This is a genomic window from Pseudomonas sp. LAM2023 (genome assembly GCF_016620375.1).
GTDB classification, from domain to species: domain Bacteria; phylum Pseudomonadota; class Gammaproteobacteria; order Pseudomonadales; family Pseudomonadaceae; genus Aquipseudomonas; species Aquipseudomonas anuradhapurensis.
Window position 1 is genome coordinate 801,064 of record NZ_JAENHV010000009.1, and the last position, 25,150, is coordinate 826,213.

Consider the following 25,150-nt stretch of genomic DNA (forward strand, 5'->3'; position numbering starts at 1 on the left):
CTCTCAGGCAAACAGCTCGCTGGCCCGGCTGGCTTGCGAGAGTTCCTCCGCTGCCGCCAGCAGCAACGGCGCCAGCTCCGTCAGGCGGCTCTGTGCCAGGCGCGCACTGGGCCCGGCGATGCTCAGCACACCGATCACCTGGTCACTTTGCGGGCGCCGGACGACCGCCGCCAGGGCCGAGGTGCCAATCGCCGAGGTTTCCTCGACCCAGGCGTAACCGCGCTGACGCGCCCGGTGCAGATAGGCCAGCAGCTCATCGGTGGAGCGTGGCGCCTTCGGGCCGAACTGGGCCGGGTCGGCAATCCCCTGCCGCAAGACCATCTGCAGCGCCTGTTCATCATCCAGGCTGGCCAGCCAGGCATGCCCGGACGCCGTGTAGAACAGCGGCGCATCGCGGCCCATGTCCGGGTCGTAGCGCAGCCCCGAGCGGGCGCCCTGGGACTTGGCAATCCAGGTCTGGCGGGCGCCGTCGATCACGCCAAGGCGCACCAGTTCGCCGCTGTCCTGAGCCAGGCGGTCGAGAATCGGCTGGATGATGTCGGCGCCGCTGCTGGCCAGGTAACGAAAGCCCAGAGCCACCAGCTTGGCCGAGAGCTGGTAACGGCTGTTGTCACGGTTCTGCCGCACATAGCCCAGCCTTGCCAGCTCGGTGAGCATGCGGTGGGTAGCACTCTTGGGGATGTCCATACGCTCGGCCAGGGTTTGCAAAGGCAGCCCCTGCGGTTCACCGGCCAGGTGTTCTACAAGACTGAAGGCGCGTTCGATCTGACTACCAGCCATGACTCAGGTCCCTGAAATTTTTGCGGATTCTAGAAGATGATTCCACAGGCACGATAGCTGGCGCAGCCAGGTCAGCAAGAATTGTCCGGTGATCGCCCATAACTTGCCATACCGGGCCTGCTCCCCCTTGCAGCGTGGTGCACCACCGAGAAAAATGTGGAACCTTGTTCCAGAAAAAACAGAGGACACCTGTGATGCCTTCCGCCTCGATTGAAACCGAATGCGATGTACTGGTCATAGGGTCCGGCGCCGCCGGGCTGGCTGCCGCGGTGACGGCTGCCTGGCATGGGCAGAAGGTAATCGTGGTGGAAAAGGAACCGGTGTTCGGCGGAGCCACCGCCTGGTCCGGCGGCTGGGCCTGGGTGCCGCGCAACCCGCTGGCACGCCGCGCCGGGATCGAGGAAAGCATCGAGCAACCGCGCACTTACCTGCGTAACGAGTTGGGGGCGTATTACAACGCAGAGCTGGTAGACGCCTTCCTCGAGGCGTGCCCGCACATGGTGGCGTTCTTTGAACAGCACACGGCGTTGCAGTTTGCCGACGGCAACGGCATACCGGACATGCACGGCGACACGCCAGGTGCGGCCGAGGGTGGGCACCAGGTGATTGCCGCGCCCTATGACGCCCGCGAAGTGGGCACACTACTACCGCGCCTGCGCCAGACCCTGCGCGAAACCTCGTTCATGGGCATGCCGATCATGGCCGGTGCCGACCTTGCCGCGTTCCTCAACCTGACCCGCTCGCCCAAGGCCTTGCTGCACGTATGCAAGCGTCTTGGCCGCCACCTTTACCACCTGGCCCGGTATGGCCGGGCGATGCACCTGGTCAACGGCGTGGCATTGGTGGCGCGCCTGGCCAAGTCGGCGCAGGACCTGAGCGTGCAACTGCAAGCGTCGGCACCGGCCAGGCGCCTGCTGGTCGAGAATGGCCGTGTGTGCGGGGCAGTGATCGCCACGGCGCAGGGCGAACAAGCGGTGCGCGCTAATGCAGTGGTCCTGGCTACCGGCGGCTTCCCCAACGACCTTGCGCGGCGCCAGCAACTGTTCCCGCGCGATGCCAGCGGCCACGACCACCTGGCCTTGCCGCCCAAGGGCTGCTCGGGCGACGGCCTGCGCCTGGGCGAGTCGGCTGGCGGCGTGGTTGCCACCGACCTGAAGTCGCCAGTGGCCTGGGCACCGGTGTCACTGGTGCCGCACCGCGACGGCAGTGTCGGCCACTTCCCGCACATCATCGAGCGCGGCAAGCCAGGCATCATTGGCGTGCTGGCCAACGGCAGGCGTTTCGTCAACGAAGCGCATGGCTATTACGACTACGTGGCGGCCATGATCGCGGCCGTACCGCCGCATGAGGAGGTGTGCTCGTGGCTGGTCTGCGACCACCGTTTCCTGCGCCGCTACGGCCTGGGCCACGCCCGCCCGGCCCCGCTGCCGGTATGGCCGCACCTGCGCAGCGGCTACCTTAGGCGCGGCGCCACGCTCGAAGCCTTGGCCGAGGCTTGCGGCATCGACCCGGTCGGGCTGCGGGCCACGGTCAGCGAATTCAACCACCACGCCCGTAACGGCCAGGACCCTGCCTTCGGCCGTGGCTCCACACCCTTCAACCGCAAGCAGGGCGACCCGCAGCATAAAGGGCCCAACCCCTGCGTGGCAGCGATCGAACACGGGCCGTTCTATGCGGTGAAGGTCCAACCCGGCTGCTTTGGCACCTTTGCCGGGCTGCGCACCGACGCCAGTGCCCGCGTGCTGGACGAGGCCGGGCAGCCCATCGTCGGCCTGTACGCGGCGGGTACCGACATGGCCAGTGTGTTTGGCGGCTGGTACCCGTCGGGTGGCATCAATCTGGGCCCGGCGCTGACCTTTGGCTATGTGGCCGGGCGGCATATTGCCGGGGCGCGGAACTATGAATGCAACTGATCGGCCTTGCCGACCAGGGGCAAATCTGATTACTTCGCTCAGCCAGCCCCGCCCCCATCCCAGGAACGCCACGATGATTCACGGCAAGACGCTGCAAGCATGGTGCAACTCCCATCCCCTGATCGAGGATCTGGTGGCACTGCATGAAACCCGCTGGTTCAACCCGAACATCGCCCCGGCCGCCCAGGCCCTGGCCGATGTCGGCCTGAGCGCCGCCGATGTCAGTGCGGCCAGCGCCCGGCTGGCGCGCTTTGCCCCGTACCTGGCCAGTGTATTTGCCGATACCGCCGCCAGCGGCGGCATCATCGAATCGCCATTGCGCCCGCTGCCCAGGCTGCACGCCAGCCTGCTGCAGGCGGCCGGCCTGCACGCCAGCGGTTCGCTGTGGCTCAAGGCCGACAGCGAACTGCCGATCTCCGGCTCGATCAAGGCCCGCGGCGGTATTCACGAAGTGCTCAAGCATGCCGAAGACCTGGCCCTGGCCGCCGGCCTGATCAGCGTCGACAGCGACTACAGGGCCCTGGCCAGCGACCAGGCGCGAGAATTCTTCAGCCGCTACAAGGTTGCCGTCGGTTCGACCGGTAACCTCGGCCTGTCAATCGGCATCATCAGCGCCAGGCTGGGTTTCCAGGCCACCGTGCACATGTCGGCCGATGCCCGGCAGTGGAAAAAGGACAAACTGCGTAGCCATGGCGTGAATGTGGTCGAGTACGCCAGCGACTACAGCGTGGCGGTGGCGCAAGGGCGCCAGCAGGCGGCGGCGGACCCGACCTGCTATTTCGTCGATGACGAGAACTCGCCGCACCTGTTCCTTGGCTACGCCGTGGCCGCCGAGCGGCTTGCCAGGCAGTTCGACGCGGCCGGTATCCAGGTGGATGCCGAGCACCCGTTGTTCGTCTACCTGCCCTGCGGCGTTGGCGGTGGGCCGGGTGGCGTGGCGTTTGGCCTGAAGCTGATCTGGGGCGACCATGTGCACTGCCTGTTCGCCGAGCCCACCCACTCGCCGTGCATGTTCCTGGGGGTTTACAGCGGTCTGCATGACGCCACCAGCGTGCAGGATTTCGGTATCGACAACGTCACCGCCGCCGATGGCCTGGCGGTAGGCCGCCCTTCCGGCTTCGTTGGCAAGGCCATGCAGCGCCTGCTCGACGGCTATTACACGGTCAGCGACGAAACCCTGTACCGGTTGTTGGTACTGGCTCATGACCTGGAACAGGCACGGCTGGAACCTTCGGCGCTGGCCGGCATGCCGGGGCTGCTGAAGGTGCTCGACTCGCCCGAATACCTGGCACGCATGGGCTTGTCGAGCGAGCGTATGGCCAGGGCTACGCACCTGGTGTGGGGGACCGGCGGCAGCATGGTGCCGGAGGCGGAATTCGCCGCTTATCTGAGCAAAGGCCGCTCAGGCACCTAGCACCCGAGCCCTGGGCCGGCAGCGCCAGGGCTTGCTGGAACGGCTCTGTCAGTCGACCAGAATCTTCGGGTTGGAGTTGCCCCATACGGTGTACAGGTCGGCCAGCAGCGCGCCGTTGATTTCCTCGATCTCGGCCTGGGTGATTTCGCCCCCGGCCTGCTTGCCGAACAACACCACTTCGTTGCCACCCTTCACATCGGGGAAGTCGGTGACATCGACCATCAACGTGTTCATCGACACCTTGCCCACCACCGGCACACGGTGGCCGTTGATCAGCACATGGCCCTTGTTGGTGAACACCCGGCGATAGCCATCGGAGTAGCCGACGGTGATGTTGGCCAGGCGCGAATCACGGGTCAGGGTGAAGGTGCGGTCGTAGCCTACAGTGTTGCCGGCCGGGTAGCTGTGCACCGCAGCCACGTGCGACTTGAACTGCATGACCCGCTGGTACTCGGTGTGCGTCGGCACGGTATCGCCGAACAGCGCGCCACCGGTGCGCACCATGTCCAGGCGCGCTTCCGGCACTTCCAGCGTGGCGAAGGAGTTGGCCGCGTGCAGGGTGAGCTTGCTGCGATCCAGCTTGGCATGCTTGATCAGCCAGTCGGTCTGCTCGTTGAAGGCGGCCAGGCCTTTGCGCACATCGTCCTTGTCTTCCACGGCGAAGTGGGTCATCAGCGCGACCAGCTTGAGGTGCTTTTGGTCGGTGATCTGCAGTGCTTCGCCACGGCCGGACCAAGTGGCCATTTCTACCCCGTTGCGGCTCATGCCGCTGGAATTGAGCGCCAGGTGGATGCGCAAGGTCTTGCCGTGACGCTCGGCCAGGGCATCGAGCTGGCGGGCGAACTCGGCGCTGCCGACCAGTTCTTCCATGTCGTACTGCAGGGCATCTTCCACTTCACCGAGGCTGGCCAGGCGCACCCGCACCAGCTGCCCGGTGAAGCCACTGGCACGGACCACACGGGCTTCCTCGTTGCTGGCCACCGCCACGCAGGGCACGCCCTGGGCAATGATCGAGGGCATCACCAGGCCGATGCCGTGGCCATAGGCGTCGGCCTTGAGCACGGCGCACAGCTTGGACTTGCCACCCAGCTCGGCCTGCAAGGTACGAATGTTGTGCTGCAGCGCGCTGGCACTGATTTCGACCCAAGCGTTGCTGTTCTGCACAGTCAGGGCGGTGGTGCCGTTGTCCATCGATAGCGGCGGTGCGGCGTACAGCGGGGCTTGGCCAGTGATCAGCAGAGCGAGGGAGGCAGCCAGGAGGGTACGGCGAAATGGCATGGTGATTTCTCTATTCTTTTTTTTGGTGATGTATGCGGCCGGAAAGACCCAAGGGAATTGGTGCTCGGCACGCCGTCAGCGAGGGTGCCACAGCCATTGGGGATATGGCCAGCTGTGTCGCGCCCAGCCAACACCGGCTAGGCTCTATACGAAAAAAAATGTCGCAACACCGCATGGAACAGGCCAGTGAAACCATGGCGGCATAGTTTTCCGCGAGCTTGTTGAAGCGTGTCACGATGCGGCGCTTCTCTTCCAGCCAGCCAAAAACCGCCATGGTCTCACTGGCCTGTTCCATGCGGTGTTGCGACATTTTTTTTCGTACAGAACCTAGTACCCGGTCATTTCCAGATAACCACGCCCACCCGCACTCCCGGTCAACCGCACCGGCCCTTCCCAGTACGGGAAGCGGGTGTCCATCCACGCCTGCGGCTCCAGCGCCTCGGCCTGCACATCCACGCCCTGCCCCGGCACCCGCACCCGCCAGCGCGTCGGCACCCGCTTGCCATTTTTCTGCCGCGTCCAGGCCTGCGCCTGCAGCTGGACCTGCGCGCCCGACAGCGCCACCACCTGACCTTGCGGGGCCACCCAGGTGCCGGCGCGATACGCCTCGCCCTGGGCCTGGCGCACCTGGAACAGCATCAGCTTGGCGCCGTTGTCCAGGTGCAGCGAAAACCAGTCCCAGCCGGTCTGCCCGGCGGCCAAGGGCTGGCTGCTCCACTCCCGGTCCAGCCAGGCCCGGCCTGTGACAGCAATACACTGACCACCACGCTGTACGTACCCACGCACGTGGTAGAACGGCTGGCTGTAATAGTACGAAGCCTGCCCCTTGCCGGACTTCTCGCTGTAGCCCTGCTCGCCGTGCAACACCAAGGGCCCATCGCTGTGCAGTTGCAGGTCATAGCGAAAGCCTTCGGTAGTGGCCAGCATCTGCAGGTTGTCGATGCCAGCGCTGCCCTGCAGCGTCCAGTCATTGATCCACGCCCGGAACGGCTGGGCCTGAACGCCGGCCTGGCCGATGCCGCCGCGCGCCAGGGTCTCAGCCGACTGGTGGCCGCCCGGGCCGGTCAACGCCGCGTGACCCAGCCACAGGTTCGGGCTGTTCCAGCTGGCAGTTTCCGGGCCGGGGCGCAGGGCCGAGCGGAACAGTGTCCACTGCACGCCCCAGTCCCGCTGGCGGGCATCCTGCAGGTTGGCGGTGACGTACCACCATTCGATGCGAAAGCCATCATGCGCCCCATGGTCGCGTGGAAAAGCCAGGTGCTGGCCACGGGTCACCTGGCTGAACGCCGCCGCCTGCTGGCCGAGCCCGGCATAGCTCTGCTCCGTCGGCTGCTCGCAGCCACCCAGCAAGCTACTTAGCAGGCCAGACAACAGCAGGCGCAGGCTATGCCTCATCGGTGAACGGCCTCAACAGTTCGCGCGGCTGGCGACGCGCCAGCTGCCACAGGGGCCAGGCGCTGGCCAGCAGGCTGGTCAGCAAGGCCAACAGGGCCAAGTGCAGCAGTTGTGCGGGGAACACGTAAAGCGGCAGGCGCCAGCCGAATGCCTGCACGTTCAGCACCGCGACCAGGCACCAGGCCAACAGGATACCCAGCGGAATCGCCAGCAGCACGGTGAGGCTGCTCAGCAGCAATGTCTGCCCAAGGCTCAACCAGGCCAGCTGCGCACGCCGCACCCCCAACGCCCACAATGGCGCCAACTGGCCCAGGCGGGTCTGGCCCAGGGTCAGCAGGTTGATGAACAGTGCCACACCGGCCACGCCAAGGGTCAGGCTGTTGAGTGCCGCGGTGGCGGCGAAAGTGCGGTTGAACACCTCGGTCGACCAGCGTTTCAGGCGGGCCTGCTCGACCACCCGGCTGTCGTCGAGGGCAAAGCGCTGCTGCAATGCGGCGATGAGCGATGGCGCCTGGTCTGCAGCTATATCGACGCTCACGCCAGTCAGGGAAGCCTGCACCCAGTGCTGGCGTAACCAGCCGGCATCGACCAGGACATGCCCCTTGGGGTTGCCGTAATCGGCATATATCCCCACGACAGTCAGCGCCGACGAGGTGTCTGCCGGCAACCTCAAGCGGTCACCCAGGTGCAGTTCCAGGCGCCCGGCCAACTGTTCACTGAGCATCACGGCCTGCCCGCGGGCCAATTGCTCCCAGGCACGTGGCTGTTGTTCCAGCAATGGCCAGCGTGCTCGATAGGCCGGATGGTCGAGGATGCCCTGAACCTGCACCGGCCAACCTTGCAACTGCGTTTCCACGCGCCAGACAGGCAGTACCGTGCTGACCGCGGGTTGCAGCCCGAGCCACTGGCTGATCTGCAGGCCCTGGGCGGTATCCCGTGGAGTGATGTACAGCGCGGCCGACAGGCGCTGGTCAAGCCAGCCGACAAAGGTCTTGCGAAAACCTTCGGTCATGCTGCCGACACCGACGCTGGCGGCCAGCGCCAGCAACAGGGCCATCAGCGCCAGCGCCAGGGCCGGCAGTTGCTGGCGACTGTCGGCGACGAACCATTGCGCCAGCGGCCGCCGGCAACGGCGCGCCAGCCAGGCCAGCGCCCTGTCGAGCAAGGCGGGCAGCCACAGCGCCGCCGCCAGCAGCAGCGCTGCCAGCATGCCGAACGCGCTGGGCAGGCTGTCACCCAGCATACCGCAGCCCAAGGCCAGCACCAGCAGCAGGCCCGCCAGCAAAGCCTGCCGCCGCAACCACGGCCCTTGCGCCAGGCGCCAGGCCTGGGGTTGTGCCAGCGCCAGCAAGGGTAGCCGGGCGGCCCGCAGTACACTGCTCAGCCCGGCCAGCAACGCCCCCAGCACGCTCACCAGCACACCCGCCAACCACCACCACGCCGGCAGGTTCAGCGTGCCGGCCACCTGGGCGCCATACAGGCCGCGCAGGCTGGCGGCCACGTCGGGCAGCAAGCTTGCGGCCAAGGCGTACCCACTGGCCACCCCAGCGACGCCACCCAGCACGGCGAACAAGCCCAGTTCCAGGACCAAGGCCCACAAGAGGATGTTCAGCTGGACACCACAGGCACGCAGGTTGCGTATCAGCCCGCGCCGCTGTTCCAGCGCCAGGCCAATCGCGGCGTGGGCGATGAACAGGCCGACGACGAACGCCAGCAGGCCGAGTGCCGTGAGGTTCAGGTGGAAACTGTCGGTCAGCCGCTGCAGGCCACCGTCATCCTGCCGCGCTTGCCATTCAAGATCAGCGGCGAATGCTGCCGGCAGCGGCCCTGGCGCAGTGGTCAGCAGCAGGCGCGACAACTGCCCAGGCGCGTGCAGCAATGCCTGGGCATGGCCGATATCGACCACGATCACCCCGGGGGCCAGCGCAGGTTGCAGAACTACAGGAGGCAGCACCTGCCCTTCGCTGTCGCGTGTGGGCTCCCCGGGGGCCACATTCAACTGCCGCAACGTATCTGTGCCAACCCAGGCTTGCCCAGGCGAGCCGATGAACGCCTGCAGGTCGAAGGCCTGCAGCTGCACCCCGGCAACGCTGCTGGCCGGCGGCAGGCTCAATGGCTCGATGCCGATCAACCGCACACTGCGCGGCGGCTCGCCCGGCAAACGCAGGCGGCCTTCCAGCACCGGGGAAACCGCCCAGCCCAGCCTGCGCAGTTGCACGTACAGCGCCTGGTCGAAGCGCTCGCCATTGCGCGCCACCAACTGCGCCTGCAGCGGCCCCGCCAATACCGCACTGGCCCGGGCATAGTCGCTGCGCGCCTGGCTGTTCAGCGCTTGCACGCCGGTCCACAGGGCCGTGGCCAGCCACAGGCCGGTGAAAATGCTGAAGCATTGCACACGATGGCGCCGCCAATGGCTGAGCAGCGCCCACAGCGCCAGTGGTAACAGTCTCATCAGCCCTGCTCGGCCCGTACGCGGCCGGCCTGCAAGTAGCAACGCTGCTGCAAGCGTGCCGCCAGGCGCGGGCTGTGGGTCACCATCAGCACACCACTGCCGGCCTCGGCGACCAGTTGCAACAGCAGGCTCAGCACCTCGTCGCTGCTGGCTTCATCGAGGCTGCCGGTGGGCTCGTCGGCGAGCAGCCAGGCCGGGCGCCCGGCCAGCGCGCGGCCGATGGCAACCCGCTGCTGCTGGCCGCCGGAGAGCTGTTCCGGGTAGCGCTCAAGCAGGCTCGCCAGGCCCAGGCGTTGCACCAGGTAGGCGACCCATTGCGGGTCATGCCGCGCAGCCAGCCGGGCCTGGAAGGCAAGGTTGGCCGCCACGTCCAGGCTGCTGATCAGGTTGTACTGCTGGAACACCAGGCCAACCGCCTGCCGCCGCCAGCGCGCCAGCGCCGCCTCGGAGCGGCCATCGAGCGGGGCGCCGTCGATCAGGATACGGCCACTGTCGGCGCGGTCGAGACCGGCCAGCAGGTGCAGCAAGGTGCTCTTGCCACTGCCCGACTCGCCCATCAGCGCCAGGCTGCTGCCGCGGGCCAGGCGCAATTCGACGCCCTGTAATACCGGCAGCAGGCCTTGTGGGGTGGAGAACGATTTGTGCAATTGTTCGATGACCAGCATCGATAGGCCCTGTTGGGTTCGGGTGTCCTTTTAGGCATAGCAGGTTCAGGGCAATGCGCGTGCATCGTTGCAGGGCGAGGTTGCAGCTTGGTAGCGCCGTGATGAACAAATCTTCATGTTGCCGGCGGCCCGCGTGATTACGGGCGTGGCAGCCGCCAGAGCTTTTGCGCCGGCAGGCTTTTGCCTTGAGAGGGCCTGGTAGCTTGCGTAGCATCACCGCCCCCGCTGCCACAGAGCTCGCGCCCACAGGTCAGCTTGCACGGCGTCCGCCGTCATCCAGCCCCACCACCCGCAGACAGAACCGCCGATGCCGCAACCCATCCCCCTCAAGGACCACGAAAAGGAAAAGCACCTGGTCAACCGCCGGCTTCTGGCCTGCGCCACCCTGGTGTTCTGCCTGTGTGCCGTGCTGGTGGGCCGGCTTTATGTGCTGCAGGTGCTGCAGCATGACCAGCAGAGCGCCGTATCGGAAAACAACCGCGTGCACGTGCTGCCCATCGCTCCCGAGCGCGGGCTGATCTATGACCGCAACGGCGTGGTGCTGGCCGACAACAAGCCCAGCTTCGACCTGACCATGACCCGCGAGCGGGCCGGCGGCGACACGGCCAAGGTGCTCGACACCCTGGCGCAGGTGCTGGGCCTGGGCGAAGACGAGCGCAAGCAGTTCGACAAGGACCTGCGTCGGGGCCGCAAGCCGTTCGAGCCGGTCACCCTGATGGTCGGCCTGAGCGAAGAGCAGATCGCCCTGGTGGCGGTGAACCAGTTCCGTCTGCCGGGCCTGGAAGTGGAGCCGCAGTTCATCCGCGAGTACCCGCTGGCCGAACACTTCGCCCATTCGGTGGGCTACGTGGGGCGGATCAACGAAAAAGAGGCCAAGGCCCTCGACAACACCGAGTACCGCGGCACCCAGTCGATCGGCAAGACCGGTATCGAACACTTCTACGAAAGCCAGCTGCACGGCCACGTGGGTTATGAAGAGGTCGAGACCAACGCCCAGGGCCGCGTGATGCGGGTGCTCAACCACAAGGACCCGACCCCCGGCAAGGACATCGTCCTGACCCTGGACGCGCACCTGCAACTGGCGGCGGAAAAAGCCCTTGGCGACCGCCGTGGCTCGGTGGTGGTGCTCGACCCGGCCAACGGTGATGTGCTGGCCATGGTCAGCAACCCCAGCTTCGACCCCAACCTGTTCGTCAAGGGCATCAGCTTCAAGCAGTACGCCGCGCTGCGCGACTCGATCGACCGGCCGCTGTTCAACCGCGTGCTGCGCGGCCTGTATGCACCGGGCTCGACGGTCAAGCCGGAGGTCGCCATTGCCGGCCTCGACAGCGGCGTGATCACCCCGGGCAGCCGGGTCTTCGACCCGGGCTACTACGAACTGCCCAACTATGACCACAAGTACCGCAACTGGAACCGCAGCGGCGATGGCTGGGTGGACATGTACATCGCGATCATGCGCTCCAACGACACCTACTTCTACGACCTGGCACACAAGCTGGGCATCGACCGCCTGCACGACTACCTGGCCGAGTTCGGCCTGGGCCAGAAGGTGTCGCTGGACATGTTCGAGGAAGCCGCCGGGCTGATGCCGTCGCCCGAGTGGAAGCGGGCCACGCGGCGCCAGGCCTGGTTCCCCGGCGAGACGCTGATCCTCGGCATCGGCCAGGGCTACATGCAGGTCACTCCGCTGCAACTGGCCCAGGCCACCAGCCTGCTGGCGAGCAAGGGCGTGTGGCACCGCCCGCACCTGGCGATGACCGTGGGCGGCGCTACACCGGTCGACCCGCACCCGATGCCCGACATCGTGCTGCATGACAGGCATGCCTGGGACCAGGTCAGCCAGGGCATGCAGATGGTCATGCACGACCCGCGCGGGATCGCCCGTGCCGCAGCGGCTGGCGCGCAGTACCGGATTGCCGGCAAGAGCGGCACCGCGCAGGTGGTGGCAATCAGGCAGGGCGAGCGCTACAACCGCGACAAGACCCAGGAACGGCACCGCGACAACGCCCTGTTCGTCGGTTTTGCGCCTGCTGACCACCCAAGCGTGGTGGTGGCGGTGATGATCGAGAACGGGGAAGCCGGTGGGCGGGTGGCGGGCCCGGTAGTACGGGAAGTGATGGATGCCTATCTGCTGGACGAACAGGGGCATCTGAAGCCTGAATATGCTGGTGGCGCAAGCGCACATACTGCGCCACACAGCTAGGCGTGAAAACGGCGTGACAACTCGGCAGGGGAACGTCTCAGGCGGCTGCGCGAGGCATCAGCTCGTACGGGTGCTTCCAGCCCGGTAACGCCTGGATCCGGGCCTTCCAGGCCTCTATATGGGTGAATTCCGCCAACCGGATGCCGGTGTCCTCCGGCATGTACACGTACCCCGCCAGCGACAGGTCGGCGATGGTCAGGCGCCCAGCCACCATGAACGGAGTCTTTGCCAGGTGTGCGTCGACGATGCGGTAGGCCGCCTGGGCACGTTCACGCAGGAACCGGGTCACGTCCGTTTCGCCGGTGTTCTTCAGGCAAAACAGGAAGCGCAGCGCTGCGTAGTAACTGGTGAACTTGTGGTTGTCGAACAGCATCCAGCGCCAGATTTCGCGTTTTTCGTCTTCGTCGCGCGGGCCGAACTGTCCGGTCTGCGCAGCGAGGTACTCGAGGATCAGCGCAGACTGGGTGAGGGTCTTGCCGGCGTGTTCCAGGACCGGCACCTCGCCCTGTTCGTTCACTTCCTCGCGCCAGGCCTGCTCGCGGGTCTGGCCATGGAAGAAGTCGACGAACACCGGTTGCCAGGCCTGGCCGGTGAGTTCGAGCATCAGGGCAGCCTTGTAGGCGTTACCGGATTCGGCGAAGCAATGCAGTTTGTAGTCGGGCATGAGAGGACCTTCAGATTCCGTTGAATGATCGCGCAGGCCCGTGGTGGGCAAGCCCGAGCAAATCACGCCGGGCGTGCCACAGTCAATGCACGCGTGCAGCCGCTGAACGCCCCTGCCGTGGAACACCCATGGAACTCCGGCCATGTTCACGCGCTCTTAAACACTGAGTGGTTTATTTCCCTGTGCTGCACGTTACTGGAGAACATGCCATGCGCCACCTACTCCTCGCCCCTGCCTTGCTGCTCCTGCTGCCTGCCGGCGCTGCCCTGGCTGACGTCGATGCGGGCGACGTCGCCACCTCGGCCGGTGTTTCCGCTTCGCTGTATTCGACCTTCAAGGACGACAAACGGATCATCCCGGCGCGTGACGAGCTTTCCGCTTATGTCGCCAGCGGCGGTGCAATCCGTGGCGCCTACGTGGAGGCGGCGCTGGAACAGGCGCGCAAGGACCACCCTGGCCTGCAGGCCAGTGACGAAGAACTGGCCCGGGCCATCCTGTCGCAGGACGATAGCGTAGCCAATCATTGACCAGGCCAGCCTGCAGCTGACCCGCTCCCACAAGGCCGCTGCGGCCCCTGTGGGAGCGGGTGCCCCCTCGAAAGGGCCGGCGCAGGCAAATTTCACCCCCAGCCATCCATGCGCATGGTCGCCCGCACCAGGCGCTGCTCCTCCTGCTCGATTTCGCGCAAGCTGTCGCGTATCCCGTTGATGTGTTCGCGAGCCGCGCGCTGCGCCTGCTCGGGCAATTGCTCCATCACGGCGTGGTACAACCGTGCATGCTGGCGGTCGATCTGGCGCTTTTGCGCGGGGCGGCAATACAGGTTGTTGACCGACGCGAAGACGGTGCTCAAGGTCAGGTCACTGAGCGATTGCAAGGTGTGCACCAGCACCGGGTTGTGCGAGGCCTCGCTGATGGCACGGTGGAAGGCATGGTCGCGGCGGGCATGTTCACGGGCATCGAGTGGCTCCTGGGCGGCATGGGCGGCCAACATCTCTTCATAGCGCCGGCGGATCAGCAAACGGTCGATATCGGTGGCACGCAAGGCAGCCAGGCGCGCCGATTCAGCCTCCAGCAGTGCGCGCACCTCCAACAGATCGAACAGCGTGCGCGGCTGCGAGCTGAACAGGTGCATCAACGGCGTGCCGCCTGCCTGGCCGGTCAGGTCGGCGACGAACGAACCGCGCCCCTGCTCGGTGTCGATGATGCCGCGCCCGCGCAGGATGCGCAGGCCCTCCCGCAAAGCCGAGCGCGAGCAGCCCAGTTTTTCCACCAGGCGCCGCTCCGACGGCAGCGCCTGGCCGACCTTGAGCACGCCCTCGACGATCAACCGTTCGACCCGTTCGGCCACCTGGTCGGCGACCTTGGCCTTGCCTTCAGTACCCACTGCGCACCCTCCTGCTGGTAGGACCACTTCGCCTACCCGGCTCAATCTAGCCGAGCAAACCCGTAAATTACCAGCACCGGCTACATAAACTGGTAGGACCAGTTCGCCAACCACTCGACCGCGGCCGCCATGACGCTCAGGCTGGACAGGGTGAGCGATGTGCCAATAACGACAAAAACCGTTGCCGAGTGAACCCATGAACATCCTGTACGACGAACGCGTCGATGGCGCACTGCCCGCCGTGGACCAGGCCGCCCTGCTGCAGGCGCTGCGTGAAGCCCTGCCGGACCTCGAAGTGCTGCACCGCGAGGAAGACCTCAAACCCTACGAATGCGATGGCCTTTCGGCCTACCGCACGGTGCCGCTGCTGGTGGTGCTGCCCGAGCGCCTGGAGCAGGTGCAGACCTTGCTCAGGCTCTGCCACCAGCGCGGTGTGCCGGTGGTTGCGCGCGGCGCCGGTACCGGCCTGTCGGGCGGCGCCTTGCCGCTGGCCAAGGGCGTCCTGCTGGTGATGGCGCGCTTCAATCGCATCCTCGAAGTCAACCCGCAGGGCCGCTTCGCCCGGGTGCAGCCCGGCGTGCGCAACCTGGCCATCTCCCAGGCTGCCGCCCCGCACGGCCTGTACTATGCGCCAGACCCGTCGTCGCAAATCGCCTGTTCCATCGGTGGCAACGTGGCCGAAAACGCCGGCGGCGTGCACTGCCTGAAGTACGGCCTGACCGTGCACAACCTGCTCAAGGTCGAGATCCTGACCGTCGAAGGCGAGCGCCTGACCCTGGGCGGCGATGCCCTGGACAGCCCCGGCTTCGATCTGCTGGCGCTATTCACCGGCTCCGAAGGCATGCTCGGCATCGTCACCGAAGTCACCGTCAAGCTGTTGCCAAAGCCACAGGTGGCACGGGTGCTGCTGGCCAGTTTCGACAGTGTCGAGGACGCTGGCCGGGCGGTGGCCGAGATCATCGCCGCCGGGATCATCCCCGGCGGCCTGGAAATGATGGACAACCTGGCGATCCGCGCCGCCGAGGACTTCATCCACGCCGGCTACCCGGTGGACGCGGCGGCCATCCTGCTGTGCGAGCTGGACGGCGTCGAAGCCGATGTGCACGACGATTGCGAAAGGGTCGCCGGCGTACTGGCCCGGGCCGGGGCGCGCGAGGTGCGGCTGGCCAGCGACGAGGCCGAACGCGTGCGCTTCTGGGCCGGGCGCAAGAACGCCTTCCCGGCAGTGGGGCGCATCTCCCCCGACTATTACTGCATGGACGGCACCATCCCGCGCCGCGAGCTGCCACGGGTGCTCAAGGGCATCAGTGACCTGTCCCGTGAGTATGGCCTGCGCGTGGCCAATGTCTTTCATGCCGGCGACGGCAACATGCATCCGCTGATTCTGTTCGATGCCAACCTGCCTGGCGAACTGGAGCGCGCCGAGGCCATTGGCGGCAAGATCCTCGAGCTGTGCGTGGCCGTCGGCGGCAGCATCACCGGCGAGCATGGCGTCGGGCGCGAGAAGATCAACCAGATGTGCGCACAGTTCAACGCTGAGGAAATCACCCTGTTCCATGCGGTCAAGGCCGCCTTCGACCCGCAGGGCCTGCTCAACCCGGGCAAGAACATCCCCACCCTGCACCGTTGCGCCGAATTTGGCGCGATGCACGTGCACCACGGGCAGTTGCCCTTCCCCGAGCTGGAGCGCTTCTGATGAGCATCGACCGCGATATGAGCCAGGCCTTGCTGGAGCAGGTCAGCCAGGCATTGAACCAGGGCACGGCGCTGCGTATCCAGGGCGGCAACAGCAAGGCCATGCTCGGCAACCCGGTTGCCGGCGAGGTGCTGGACACCCGCAGCCACCGCGGCATCGTCAGCTACGACCCGACCGAGCTGGTGCTCACCGCCCGGGCCGGCACGCCGCTGCGCGAAATCGAGGCGGTGCTGCACGAAGCCGGGCAGATGCTGCCCTGCGAACCACCACACCTGAGCGCCGAGGCCACCCTCGGTGGCATGGTCGCGGCCGGGCTGTCGGGGCCACGGCGGCCGTGGGCCGGGTCGGTGCGCGATTACCTGCTGGGCACACGGGTGATCACCGGCCACGGCAAGTTGCTGCGCTTTGGCGGCGAAGTGATGAAGAACGTTGCCGGTTACGACGTGTCACGGCTGATGGCGGGCAGCTTCGGTTGCCTGGGGCTGCTGACCGAGGTGTCGCTGAAAGTGCTGCCGCGTCCGCGTCAGTGCCTGAGCCTGCGCTTGCCAATGAGCCGCCACGAGGCCCTGCTGGAACTCGCCGAATGGGGCCAGCAGCCACTGCCGATCAGCGCTGCCTGCCATGACGGCGAGGCGCTGTACCTGCGCCTGGAGGGAGGTGAAGGCTCCGTGCAGTCAGCGCAGCAGCGCTTGGGCGGCGAACCGCTCGACAGCCGCTTCTGGAGCGACCTGCGCGAACAGCGCCTGGCGTTCTTTGCCGACCCTGCACCGCTATGGCGCCTGTCCGTGCCGCTGGCCACCGGCGAGCTGGAGCTGCCCGGCCGACAACTGCTCGACTGGGGTGGCGCCCAACGCTGGCTGAAGTCCACCGCAGCAGCAGAGGACATCCGCGAGCAGGTTGCCAAGGTTGGTGGCCATGCCACCTGTTACGCCTCCGGCGCGGCCAGCAGCCCACCGCTAACCGCTGCGCTGATGCGCTACCACCGTGCCCTCAAGCAACAACTCGACCCCCAGGGCATATTCAACCCTGGCCGCCTGTACCCGGACCTGTGAGCCCAGACCATGCAAACCAACCTCAGCGAAAGCGCCCGTCGCCTGGCCCGCGCCGACGAAGCCGAAAGCATCCTGCGCTCCTGCGTGCATTGTGGTTTCTGCACCGCCACCTGCCCCACCTACCAGTTGCTGGGCGATGAACTGGACGGCCCACGCGGGCGCATCTACCTGATCAAGCAGGTGCTCGAAGGCGAACCGGTGAGCGTCAGTACCCAGACGCACCTGGACCGCTGCCTGAGCTGCCGCAACTGCGAAACCACCTGCCCGTCCGGGGTGAAGTACCACGACTTGCTGGACATCGGCCGCGCCGTGGTCGACCAGCAGGTACCGCGCCCACTCGGCCAACGCCTGCTGCGCCAGGGCCTGCGTGCGGTGGTGCCGCGCCCGGTGCTGTTCAAGGCCCTGACCCGCAGCGGCCAGGCGCTGCGCCCGCTGCTGCCGGCCGCGCTCAGGCACAAGCTGCCGGCACGGGTCGCCGCCCCCGGTGTGCGTCCGCCAGCTCGCCATGCGCGCCGCGTGCTGCTGCTGGAAGGCTGCGTGCAACCGGCCCTGTCGCCCAACACCAATGCCGCCGCCGCACGCCTGCTGGACCGCCTGGGGATCAGCGTGGAGCCGATCCGCCAAGCCGGTTGCTGCGGTGCGGTGGACTACCATCTCAATGCCCAGGAACAAGGCCTGCAGCGGGCACGGCGCAATATCGACGCCTGGTGGCCAGCCATCGAGGCCGGTGCCGAGGCCATCGTGCAGACCGCCAGCGGCTGTGGCGCGTTCGTGCGTGATTATGGCCACCTGCTGGAGAAGGACCCGCTTTACGCCGCCAAGGCCGCACGCGTCAGCGCGCTGTCACGCGACTTGGTGGAGGTGCTGCGCGACGAGCCGGTCGAGCAGTTGGGCCTGTGCACCGACCAGCGCCTGGCCTTCCATTGCCCGTGCACCCTGCAACACGCACTGAAGCTGGGCGGCGCCGTGGAAGCCTTGCTCACACGCCTGGGCTTCACCCTGACCGCGGTCGCCGACAGCCACTTGTGCTGCGGCTCGGCCGGCACCTACTCGCTGACCCAGCCTGAGCTGTCGCGGCAATTGCGCGACAACCGCCTCAACGCCCTGGAAAGCGGCAAACCGCAAGTCATTGCCACCGCCAACATCGGCTGCCAGGCCCACCTCGATGGGGCCGGGCGCACGCCGGTGCGGCACTGGATCGAAATTGTCGAAGCAGCCTTGAACCCGGAGAACCACCATGCATAGCAAGTCCGTGATCGGCCAGGCCGAAGTCGCCCGTGTGCTCAACGCCGCCCGCCAGCAAGCCCTGGCGCAACAGTGGAGCGTGACCATCGCCGTGGTCGATGACGGCGGCCACCCGCTGGCCCTGGAACGCCTGGACGGTTGCGCCCCGGCCAGCGCCTACATTGCCATGGAAAAAGCGCGCAGCGCTGCGCTTGGGCGCAGAGAGACACGCGACTACGAGGAAATGGTCAATGCAGGCCGTACGGCATTCGTCACCGCGCCGCTGCTGACCAGCCTCGAAGGGGGCGTGCCGCTGCAGGTGGAAGGCCAGGTGGTAGGCGCCATTGGCGTATCCGGGGTCAAGCCCGGGCAGGATGCCCAGGTGGCCATGGCCGGGGCCGCCGCCCTCTGAATCCTGTGCAGCCACTTTCCAAAGACAGACTATCGAGCGAACAGACCATGCCAAACCCTCCACTGCACATCGCCCCCACCCTGCAGCGTTTCATCGAAGACGAAGTACTGCCTGGCACCGGCATCGAGGCCCGCGCCTTTTGGCAAGGCTTCAGCACCCTGGTTCACGACCTCGCCCCGCAAAACCGCGCCCTGCTTGCCGAACGCCAACGCCTGCAGGCCGAACTGGACAACTGGCACCGCCAACACCCCGGCCCGATCAGTGACATGGCCGCCTACCAGCAGTTCCTGCGAGGCATCGGCTACCTGGTGGACGCGCCCGCCAACGTGCGCGTCAGTACCCGCAACGTCGACCGCGAGATTGCCGTGCAGGCCGGCCCGCAGCTGGTGGTACCGCTGAGCAACGCCCGCTATGCCCTGAATGCTGCCAACGCCCGTTGGGGCTCGCTGTACGATGCGCTGTATGGCACCGATGCCATCGCCGCAACCGGGGGTGCCGAACGGGGCCAGGGCTACAACCCGGTGCGTGGCGCCAAGGTGATTGCCTTTGGCCGCCAGTTCCTCGATGCCAGTGCGCCGCTGCAAGGGGCATCACATGACGATGCCAGGGCCTACACGGTCGACCATGGCCGGTTGCAGGTGACCCTGGCTGATGGCCGTCAGGTCGGCCTTGAGCATCCTGGGCAACTGCGCGGCTACCAAGGCGAGCCGCATACGCCGACAGCGATCCTGTTGCAGCACCACCAACTGCACTTCGAAATCCAGATCGACCCTAACCACGCGATCGGCCAGCAGGACCTGGCCGGGGTCAAGGACATTCTCCTGGAGGCGGCGCTCACCACCATTATCGATTGCGAAGACTCGGTAGCGGCGGTGGATGCCGACGACAAGGTCAACGTGTACCGCAACTGGCTCGGCCTGATGAAGGGCGACCTCAGCGAGCAGGTCAGCAAAGGCGGCAAGACCTCTGTCCGCAGCCTGGCGAAAGACCGCAACTACCACGGCGCGGACGGCCAACCGTTGACCCTGCCGGGCCGCTCGCTGCTGTTCATCCGCAACGTGGGCCACCTGATGACCAACCCGGCCATTCTCGACCGTGACGGCCAGGAAATTCCGGAAGGCATCCTCGATGCCGTGGTCACCAGCCTGATCGGCCTGCACGACCTCAAGCGCCGTGGCAACTCCCGCGAGGGCAGCCTGTACATCGTCAAGCCGAAGATGCACGGGCCGGCCGAAGTAGCTTTTGCCGACCAACTCTTCAGCCGCGTCGAAGCGCTGCTGGGCCTGCCTGCGCACACGTTGAAGATGGGCATCATGGACGAGGAGCGGCGTACCAGCGTCAACCTCAAGGCCTGCATCGCCAACGCCGCGTCACGGGTGGTGTTCATCAACACCGGCTTCCTCGACCGCACCGGGGACGAGATGCACACGGCCATGGAAGCCGGGGCCATGCTGCGCAAGGGCGACATGAAGGGCAGCGCCTGGATCCAGGCCTACGAGCGCAGCAACGTGCTGGTCGGGCTGGCCTGCGGCCTGCGTGGCAAGGCACAGATCGGCAAGGGCATGTGGGCCATGCCCGACCTGATGGCGGCCATGCTCGAACAGAAAGTCGCCCAGCCCAGGGCTGGCGCCAACACCGCCTGGGTGCCCTCGCCCACCGCCGCGACGCTGCATGCACTGCACTATCACCAGGTGGATGTGGCAGCCGTGCAGCAAGCGCTGGAACAGGTTGACCTGGATGCCCAGCGCGCAGAGTTGCTGCATGACCTGCTCAGTGTCCCGGTCAGCCCCGACCGCCCCTGGACTGCTGCCGAAATCCAGGCCGAGCTCGACAACAACTGCCAGGGCATCCTCGGCTATGTGGTGCGCTGGGTCGAACAAGGCGTCGGCTGCTCGAAGGTGCCGGATATCCACGATGTGGGCCTGATGGAAGACCGCGCCACCCTGCGGATTTCGGCGCAGCACATTGCCAACTGGCTGCACCATGGGGTGGTCGATGCCGAGCAGGTCGAGGCGACCTTGCAGCGCATGGCCGCCGTGGTCGACCAGCAGAATGCCGCAGACCCTGCGTACCGGCCAATGGCGGTCGATTTCGCCGCTTCACACGCGTTCCGAGCCGCACGGGCGTTGGTGTTCGAAGGGCGGAAGCAGCCGAGCGGCTACACCGAACCCTTGCTGCACAGCTGGCGGCTGCGCTTCAAACAGGAGGTCCAGCGCTAGAGGCGCCAGGCACCCATGAGGGAAGCGGCCTGGTGTTACGACAGGCCGCTTCCTCGCTGCTACTCGCCAGTCGGGGGTGGCATCTGTCACGCGCAGTATTTTCCTACGCGGTGCTCGGAAGTGTCTTACTTGTTGCCCCTGGCCGATGAAAACATGATCGGCACTGGATGACGCAAGATCGCGATCCAGAGGAGGCTCCGCATGCACCTGTACGCTCGCTCCACCGCCGAATTGCGCAGCACCCTGCGCGAACTGCTGGCCCACGACATGGACAACCCGGATGAAGACCCCCACCTGTCGGGGGTGATGTTCTTCTGCGCCACGGATGAACGCTCCAGGCAACTGATCGAGCGTATCGAGTTGCTGGCCAGCGAAGTGTTCTTCGACGCGAACGGGCGGGCCATTGCCCAGCATATGAAGGCGGCAGCCGTGGAAGGCGTGCGTATCAAGCGCAACCGCACGGCGCCTGCGGATGAAACGGTGATACGCATAGCGTTGGCGGACAAAGGCTACATCACGGTGAGTACAGCCCGTTTTTGCTGACCAGCAGCCTGTCAGCGGCTTGGTCAACCCATCGCTGGCTTGCCGGAGATGGACCGCAGGGCGGCCCCATGCCCTTCCCTCGTCTATCCGCTATCCTGAGCGCTTCCCCCGCTCCGGACCCGCCCATGGAACTGCACATCCGCCTGCAAGGCCGCAAAGGCCTGGCCGACCAGCTCTACCAGCAATTGCGTGCCGGCATCGATAGCGGCCACCTGGCTGCCGGCACCCAACTGCCGCCAAGCCGCCTGCTGGCCGAGCAACTCGGCGTGTCACGCAAGACCGTGGCCGAAGCCTATTCCCGGCTGACTTATGACAACCTGCTGAGTGGCGTGGTCGGCCGTGGCACCTTCGTCACCCCGCGCCAGCCGCTGCGCAGCAGTGACTCATCGGCCATTCCCCTGGCCAGTGCCGCTGCGCTCGAACGCTGGCAGCAGCGCGCCACCGTGCTCAGCCGACGGCAGCTGGAATCACCCTCACGCTATGACTTCATCGGCGGGGCTTCGAGCAAGGCGCAGTTCCCGTTCGACCAATGGCGCAGTTGCCTGAACTACGCCTTGCGCCGCAGCCAGCGCCACCCCGAGCGGCACTTCCCGGCCCAGGGCCTGCCCGAGCTGCGCGAGGCCATCGCCCATCACATCGCCTACGCCCGAGGCGTGCACTGCAGTGCAGCCGACCTGCTGGTATGCAACGGCGCACAGCAGGCATTGGACCTGATCGCCCGGGTGCTGGTCGAGCCGGGTTGCCAGGTGGCCATGGAGGACCCTGGCTACCCACCCGCACGGCAGCTGTTCCTGGCGCTGGGCGCGCGCCTGCAGTCGGTGCCGGTGGATGACGAAGGCCTGTGCGTGGAACAGATCGCCGACGGCACTCGGCTGATCTATGTGACGCCTTCGCACCAGTTCCCGCTGGGCATGCCGATGAGCGAGCCACGCCGGCACGCCCTGCTGGCGAGGGCCGCCGAGCTGGGGGCGTTGATCGTCGAAGACGATTATGACTGCGAGTTCCGCTACCACGGGCCGGCTGCAGACGCGCTGCAGCGCCTCGACCGCCATGGCCTGGTGGCCTACGTGGGGACGTTTTCCAAGACCCTGCTGCCAGAACTGCGGCTGGGCTATGCCGTGCTTCCGCCGGCCGTGCTGCAAGCCGCCTGCGTGGCCAAGCACCTCAGTGACTGGCACAGCCCGACCCTGCTGCAGTGGGCGCTGGCGCGTTTCTTGGCCGAAGGCCACCTGAACAAGCACATCCGCCGTTGCCACGATATCTACAGTGCCCGTCGCGAACGCATCCTGGCGCGCCTGGGCGGCGACCTGGGGCCATGGTTCAGCGCCATCCCTGCCAGCGCCGGCTTCCACCTCAGCGCCCTGGCCAGCCCAGGTGTGGATGTCGAGTTGCTGACCACCCTCGCACGCAAGGTGGAGGTCGGCCTGTACTCGCTGGCACCGTTCTTCAGTGAGGCAGCGGTACGCCCCGGGCTACTGCTGGGCTTCGGCGCCATCGAACTGCTGGATATCGACCCGGCGCTGGACCGGGTGCGCGACACCCTGCAGCGCCTCAGTTGACTGGTGCAGCCTTGCCTGGAGCCAGCGGGCGGGCGATGGCCGCAGCATAGCCGCGTGGGCTGAAGCAGGCGGTCACCAGCAACATTGTCAGCACGGTCACGCTCAGCAACGTCCACGATGCCTGGAAGCCACCGCTCACATCCCGCAACCAGCCGGTGATGTACGGCACGATGCCGGTGATGATGAAACCGATCCCCTGCACGAAAGTCGCCAGGCTGCCCGCCTCGGCCGGGGTCTTCAGATGTTCGAGGGTCAACGTCAGGCTCTGGCTGAAACAGGCGCCCAGGCCAAAGCCGATCAACGCCACCCATAGCCCCGGGGCCAGTGTGGGCGCCAGCAGCAGGCCGAGGAAACCCACCAACTGAATCGCCAGCGCCAGCCACAGACCGGGGCGGCGGTCTGCCCAGCGCCGCAACAGCAGCGGCAGGCCCAGCGCCCCGGCCACCTGGGACAGGGTCATCAGGCCAACCAGGTCTGCACCGCCCTGGGCGCTACCGCCGTGCTCGATGTGATAGGCCGGCAACCAGGCGACCATACTGGTATAGCCGCCGTTGATCAGGCCGAAGTACAACGCCAGCAACCAGGCCCGGCGCGTCCCGAACCAGTGTCCACTCGCGGCACCGGCCTGCGTCGGTGCAAGCTGGCGAGGCCGCAGCATGGCCCAGGCCAGCAGCGCCAGAAACGCAGGGGCCGCCCACAGGCCCAGGCCGACCTGCCAGTGGCCGAAATAGCTGCTGACATGCGGCCCGAGTACTGCGGCCAGGCCGCCACCGCTCATCAGCGCCGCCGAATACAGGCCCATCGCCGCCGCCAGGCGGCCGGGGAACCAGCGGTTGACCAACCCTGGCATCATGCCCTGCACCAGCGCCACCCCCAGGCCGGCCAGCAACGCACTGGCGATCAATGCCCAGGCACTGTCCAGTTGCAGGCGCCACAGGCAGGCCAGGGCGATCGCCGCCAGGCCGGCGAGCATGCCGCCATGCTCGCTGATCCCGCGCCGCAACCACGGTTGCAGCAGCGGCACCAGGCCCATGCACAGCACCGGCACTGCCGTCAGCAAGGCGGCCTGCTGATAGCCCAGGCCAGTGCTGGCGCGCATGGCTTCGAGCAACGGGCCGATACTGGTCAGGATTGGCCTCAGGTTGACTGCCAGCAAGATCACCAGCAACAGGTTCAACGCCGTCCTCATTGCGCGTTGGCCTGCTGCCATTCCAGGTACAGGCCGGCTTCGCCGCTGGGCTTCAGCGCACGCAGTGGCAGGCTCTGCTGCTGCGGCGGGCGGGCCATCTGCGCGTACACCGCCGCGGTGGACAAGCCGTAGGGTTCGCCCTCGCTGTTGTCATAGGCAAACCACGCCCGCTCGATACCACACAGGTGCATGGCGGCCAGGCACATCGGGCACGGATGGCCGCTGGCGTAGATTTCGGCACCCGCCAGGCGCGCCTGGCCCAGCGCATGGCTGGCTTTGCGGATGGCCTGCATCTCGGCGTGGGCGGTAGGGTCCTGGGCGCTGTGGATCTCGTTGACCGCGCGCGCCAGCACCTGCCCCTGGTACACCAGCACGGCGCCGAAGGGCCGGCCACCGGCGCGGATGTTGGCGCGGGCCAGGTCGAGGGCTTCGCGCATGAAATGTTCTGCGGACATGAATGGCTTCTCCAGTAGCAATACCCGGTCATTATCCCGGCCCGGACGCCCGGGCAGAAATGAAGAGATTGGATGCCGGTCAGTGGCCAGCCGAATAGCCGATTGGCCTCCCGCTTATCTGCAAGATTGGCTATCGGGGCGGCACAGGGCCGACGCTACAGTAGCGCCATCCCTCACACCCCCTTGGAGATAGCCATGCACAACCGTATCGAATGGGCCAAGCACGCCCCTGAGGCCTATCAGGCGATGGTCGGCCTGGAACAGGCCCTGGCCAGGAGTGGCCTGGAGAATTCGCTGCTGGAACTGGTGCGCCTGCGGGCTTCGCAAATCAACGGCTGCGCCTACTGCGTCAACCTGCACGCCAACGATGCGCGCAAGGCCGGTGAGACCGAAGCCCGCCTGCAGACCTTGTGCGTCTGGCAGGAAACCGCCTACTTCACCCCACGCGAACGCGCTGCGCTGGCCTGGGTCGAAAGCCTGACCCGGCTGTCCGAGCACGGTGCGCCGCAGGCACATTATGAAGCCTTGCAGGAGCACTTCGAGCCGGCCGAGGTGGCCAACCTGACCTTGGCGATTGCCACCATCAATGCCTGGAACCGCTTTGGCGTCGGCTTTGCCATGGTGCCGGCCTGATCATTTGAGCCGCTCCCACA

21 protein-coding genes and 1 pseudogene are annotated in these 25,150 nt (G+C 66.5%); 12 read left to right on the forward strand and 10 right to left on the reverse strand.

Translation table 11 applies throughout. From position 1 onward, the window contains the following. Positions 1-3: 3 nt before the first annotated feature. On the reverse strand, positions 4-780 hold the full coding sequence (locus JKP78_RS03740; RefSeq protein WP_186684708.1) for an IclR family transcriptional regulator: 777 nt from the start codon (positions 778-780) through the stop codon (positions 4-6). A 194-nt stretch (positions 781-974) separates the two neighbouring features. On the opposite strand from JKP78_RS03740, the gene JKP78_RS03745 reads away from it, so the two are divergent. Continuing rightward, positions 975-2,693, forward strand: coding sequence for an FAD-dependent oxidoreductase (locus tag JKP78_RS03745; protein ID WP_200626083.1), 1,719 nt, complete (start codon positions 975-977; stop codon positions 2,691-2,693). 73 nt (positions 2,694-2,766) lie between these two features. Continuing rightward, positions 2,767-4,107, forward strand: coding sequence for a D-serine ammonia-lyase (locus JKP78_RS03750; protein ID WP_186684703.1), 1,341 nt, complete (start codon positions 2,767-2,769; stop codon positions 4,105-4,107). A 48-nt stretch (positions 4,108-4,155) separates the two neighbouring features. On the opposite strand, the gene alr is transcribed toward JKP78_RS03750, so the two are convergent. The 5 genes and pseudogenes from alr to JKP78_RS03775 form a co-directional block, all read right to left on the reverse strand. Next, positions 4,156-5,385, reverse strand: coding sequence for an alanine racemase (gene alr, locus JKP78_RS03755; protein WP_186684701.1), 1,230 nt, complete (start codon positions 5,383-5,385; stop codon positions 4,156-4,158). A gap of 137 nt (positions 5,386-5,522) precedes the next feature. After that, positions 5,523-5,653: pseudogene (locus JKP78_RS03760) on the reverse strand (IS5/IS1182 family transposase); the annotation flags it as partial. Positions 5,654-5,712: 59 nt separating this feature from the next. Then, positions 5,713-6,780 (reverse strand): lipocalin-like domain-containing protein, encoded by a 1,068-nt coding sequence (locus tag JKP78_RS03765; protein ID WP_200626084.1) that lies wholly within the window; start codon positions 6,778-6,780, stop codon positions 5,713-5,715. After that, positions 6,770-9,232: an ABC transporter permease gene (locus JKP78_RS03770; protein ID WP_200626085.1), complete on the reverse strand. Its 2,463-nt coding sequence runs from the start codon at positions 9,230-9,232 to the stop codon at positions 6,770-6,772. The genes JKP78_RS03765 and JKP78_RS03770 overlap by 11 nt, the downstream gene beginning before the upstream one ends. Further along, positions 9,232-9,897, reverse strand: coding sequence for an ABC transporter ATP-binding protein (locus JKP78_RS03775; protein ID WP_186684694.1), 666 nt, complete (start codon positions 9,895-9,897; stop codon positions 9,232-9,234). Before JKP78_RS03775 ends, JKP78_RS03770 begins: the two co-directional genes overlap by 1 nt. Positions 9,898-10,204: 307 nt before the next feature. On the opposite strand from JKP78_RS03775, the gene mrdA reads away from it, so the two are divergent. Next, positions 10,205-12,100: a penicillin-binding protein 2 gene (mrdA, locus tag JKP78_RS03780; RefSeq protein WP_186684692.1), complete on the forward strand. Its 1,896-nt coding sequence runs from the start codon at positions 10,205-10,207 to the stop codon at positions 12,098-12,100. Positions 12,101-12,137: 37 nt separating this feature from the next. On the opposite strand, the gene JKP78_RS03785 is transcribed toward mrdA, so the two are convergent. Beyond that, the gene (locus JKP78_RS03785) at positions 12,138-12,764 is read right to left on the reverse strand and encodes a glutathione S-transferase family protein (RefSeq protein ID WP_186684689.1); all 627 of its coding nucleotides are present in this window, start codon (positions 12,762-12,764) and stop codon (positions 12,138-12,140) included. Between the two features lie 209 nt (positions 12,765-12,973). On the opposite strand from JKP78_RS03785, the gene JKP78_RS03790 reads away from it, so the two are divergent. Beyond that, the gene (locus JKP78_RS03790) at positions 12,974-13,291 is read left to right on the forward strand and encodes a DUF2388 domain-containing protein (RefSeq protein ID WP_170029397.1); all 318 of its coding nucleotides are present in this window, start codon (positions 12,974-12,976) and stop codon (positions 13,289-13,291) included. Between the two features lie 92 nt (positions 13,292-13,383). Here the strand turns inward: JKP78_RS03790 and glcC are convergent, their stop codons facing one another. Further along, complete coding sequence (gene glcC, locus JKP78_RS03795) at positions 13,384-14,148, reverse strand: transcriptional regulator GlcC (protein ID WP_170029396.1); 765 nt, start codon at positions 14,146-14,148, stop codon at positions 13,384-13,386. 196 nt (positions 14,149-14,344) lie between these two features. Between glcC and glcD the strand changes: the two genes are divergently transcribed. The 7 genes from glcD (at position 14,345) to pdxR (ending at position 22,853) form a co-directional block, all read left to right on the forward strand. After that, entirely contained in the window at positions 14,345-15,844 is a 1,500-nt protein-coding gene (glcD, locus tag JKP78_RS03800; RefSeq protein WP_186684685.1) for a glycolate oxidase subunit GlcD, read from the forward strand. Further along, positions 15,844-16,896, forward strand: a complete 1,053-nt coding sequence (glcE, locus tag JKP78_RS03805; RefSeq protein WP_186684683.1) for a glycolate oxidase subunit GlcE — start codon at positions 15,844-15,846, stop codon at positions 16,894-16,896. Before glcD ends, glcE begins: the two co-directional genes overlap by 1 nt. Positions 16,897-16,905: 9 nt before the next feature. Continuing rightward, on the forward strand, positions 16,906-18,141 hold the full coding sequence (glcF, locus tag JKP78_RS03810) for a glycolate oxidase subunit GlcF (RefSeq protein WP_200626086.1): 1,236 nt from the start codon (positions 16,906-16,908) through the stop codon (positions 18,139-18,141). Beyond that, the gene (locus JKP78_RS03815) at positions 18,134-18,532 is read left to right on the forward strand and encodes a heme-binding protein (protein ID WP_200626087.1); all 399 of its coding nucleotides are present in this window, start codon (positions 18,134-18,136) and stop codon (positions 18,530-18,532) included. Before glcF ends, JKP78_RS03815 begins: the two co-directional genes overlap by 8 nt. A 47-nt stretch (positions 18,533-18,579) precedes the next feature. Continuing rightward, the gene (locus JKP78_RS03820; RefSeq protein ID WP_200626088.1) at positions 18,580-20,751 is read left to right on the forward strand and encodes a malate synthase G; all 2,172 of its coding nucleotides are present in this window, start codon (positions 18,580-18,582) and stop codon (positions 20,749-20,751) included. A gap of 201 nt (positions 20,752-20,952) precedes the next feature. Further along, the gene (locus JKP78_RS03825) at positions 20,953-21,294 is read left to right on the forward strand and encodes a hypothetical protein (protein ID WP_200626089.1); all 342 of its coding nucleotides are present in this window, start codon (positions 20,953-20,955) and stop codon (positions 21,292-21,294) included. A 125-nt stretch (positions 21,295-21,419) separates the two neighbouring features. Then, a complete protein-coding gene (pdxR, locus tag JKP78_RS03830) occupies positions 21,420-22,853 on the forward strand; it encodes a MocR-like pyridoxine biosynthesis transcription factor PdxR (protein ID WP_186684672.1) in 1,434 nt (477 codons plus the stop codon). On the opposite strand, the gene JKP78_RS03835 is transcribed toward pdxR, so the two are convergent. Beyond that, positions 22,846-24,042 (reverse strand): cyanate transporter, encoded by a 1,197-nt coding sequence (locus JKP78_RS03835; RefSeq protein ID WP_186684670.1) that lies wholly within the window; start codon positions 24,040-24,042, stop codon positions 22,846-22,848. The two genes, pdxR and JKP78_RS03835, sit on opposite strands and share 8 nt — an antisense overlap. Beyond that, positions 24,039-24,497 (reverse strand): nucleoside deaminase, encoded by a 459-nt coding sequence (locus JKP78_RS03840; protein WP_200626090.1) that lies wholly within the window; start codon positions 24,495-24,497, stop codon positions 24,039-24,041. The genes JKP78_RS03835 and JKP78_RS03840 overlap by 4 nt, the downstream gene beginning before the upstream one ends. A gap of 195 nt (positions 24,498-24,692) precedes the next feature. Between JKP78_RS03840 and JKP78_RS03845 the strand changes: the two genes are divergently transcribed. Next, on the forward strand, positions 24,693-25,130 hold the full coding sequence (locus JKP78_RS03845) for a carboxymuconolactone decarboxylase family protein (RefSeq protein WP_200626091.1): 438 nt from the start codon (positions 24,693-24,695) through the stop codon (positions 25,128-25,130). The last annotated feature ends 20 nt before the right edge of the window (positions 25,131-25,150 follow it).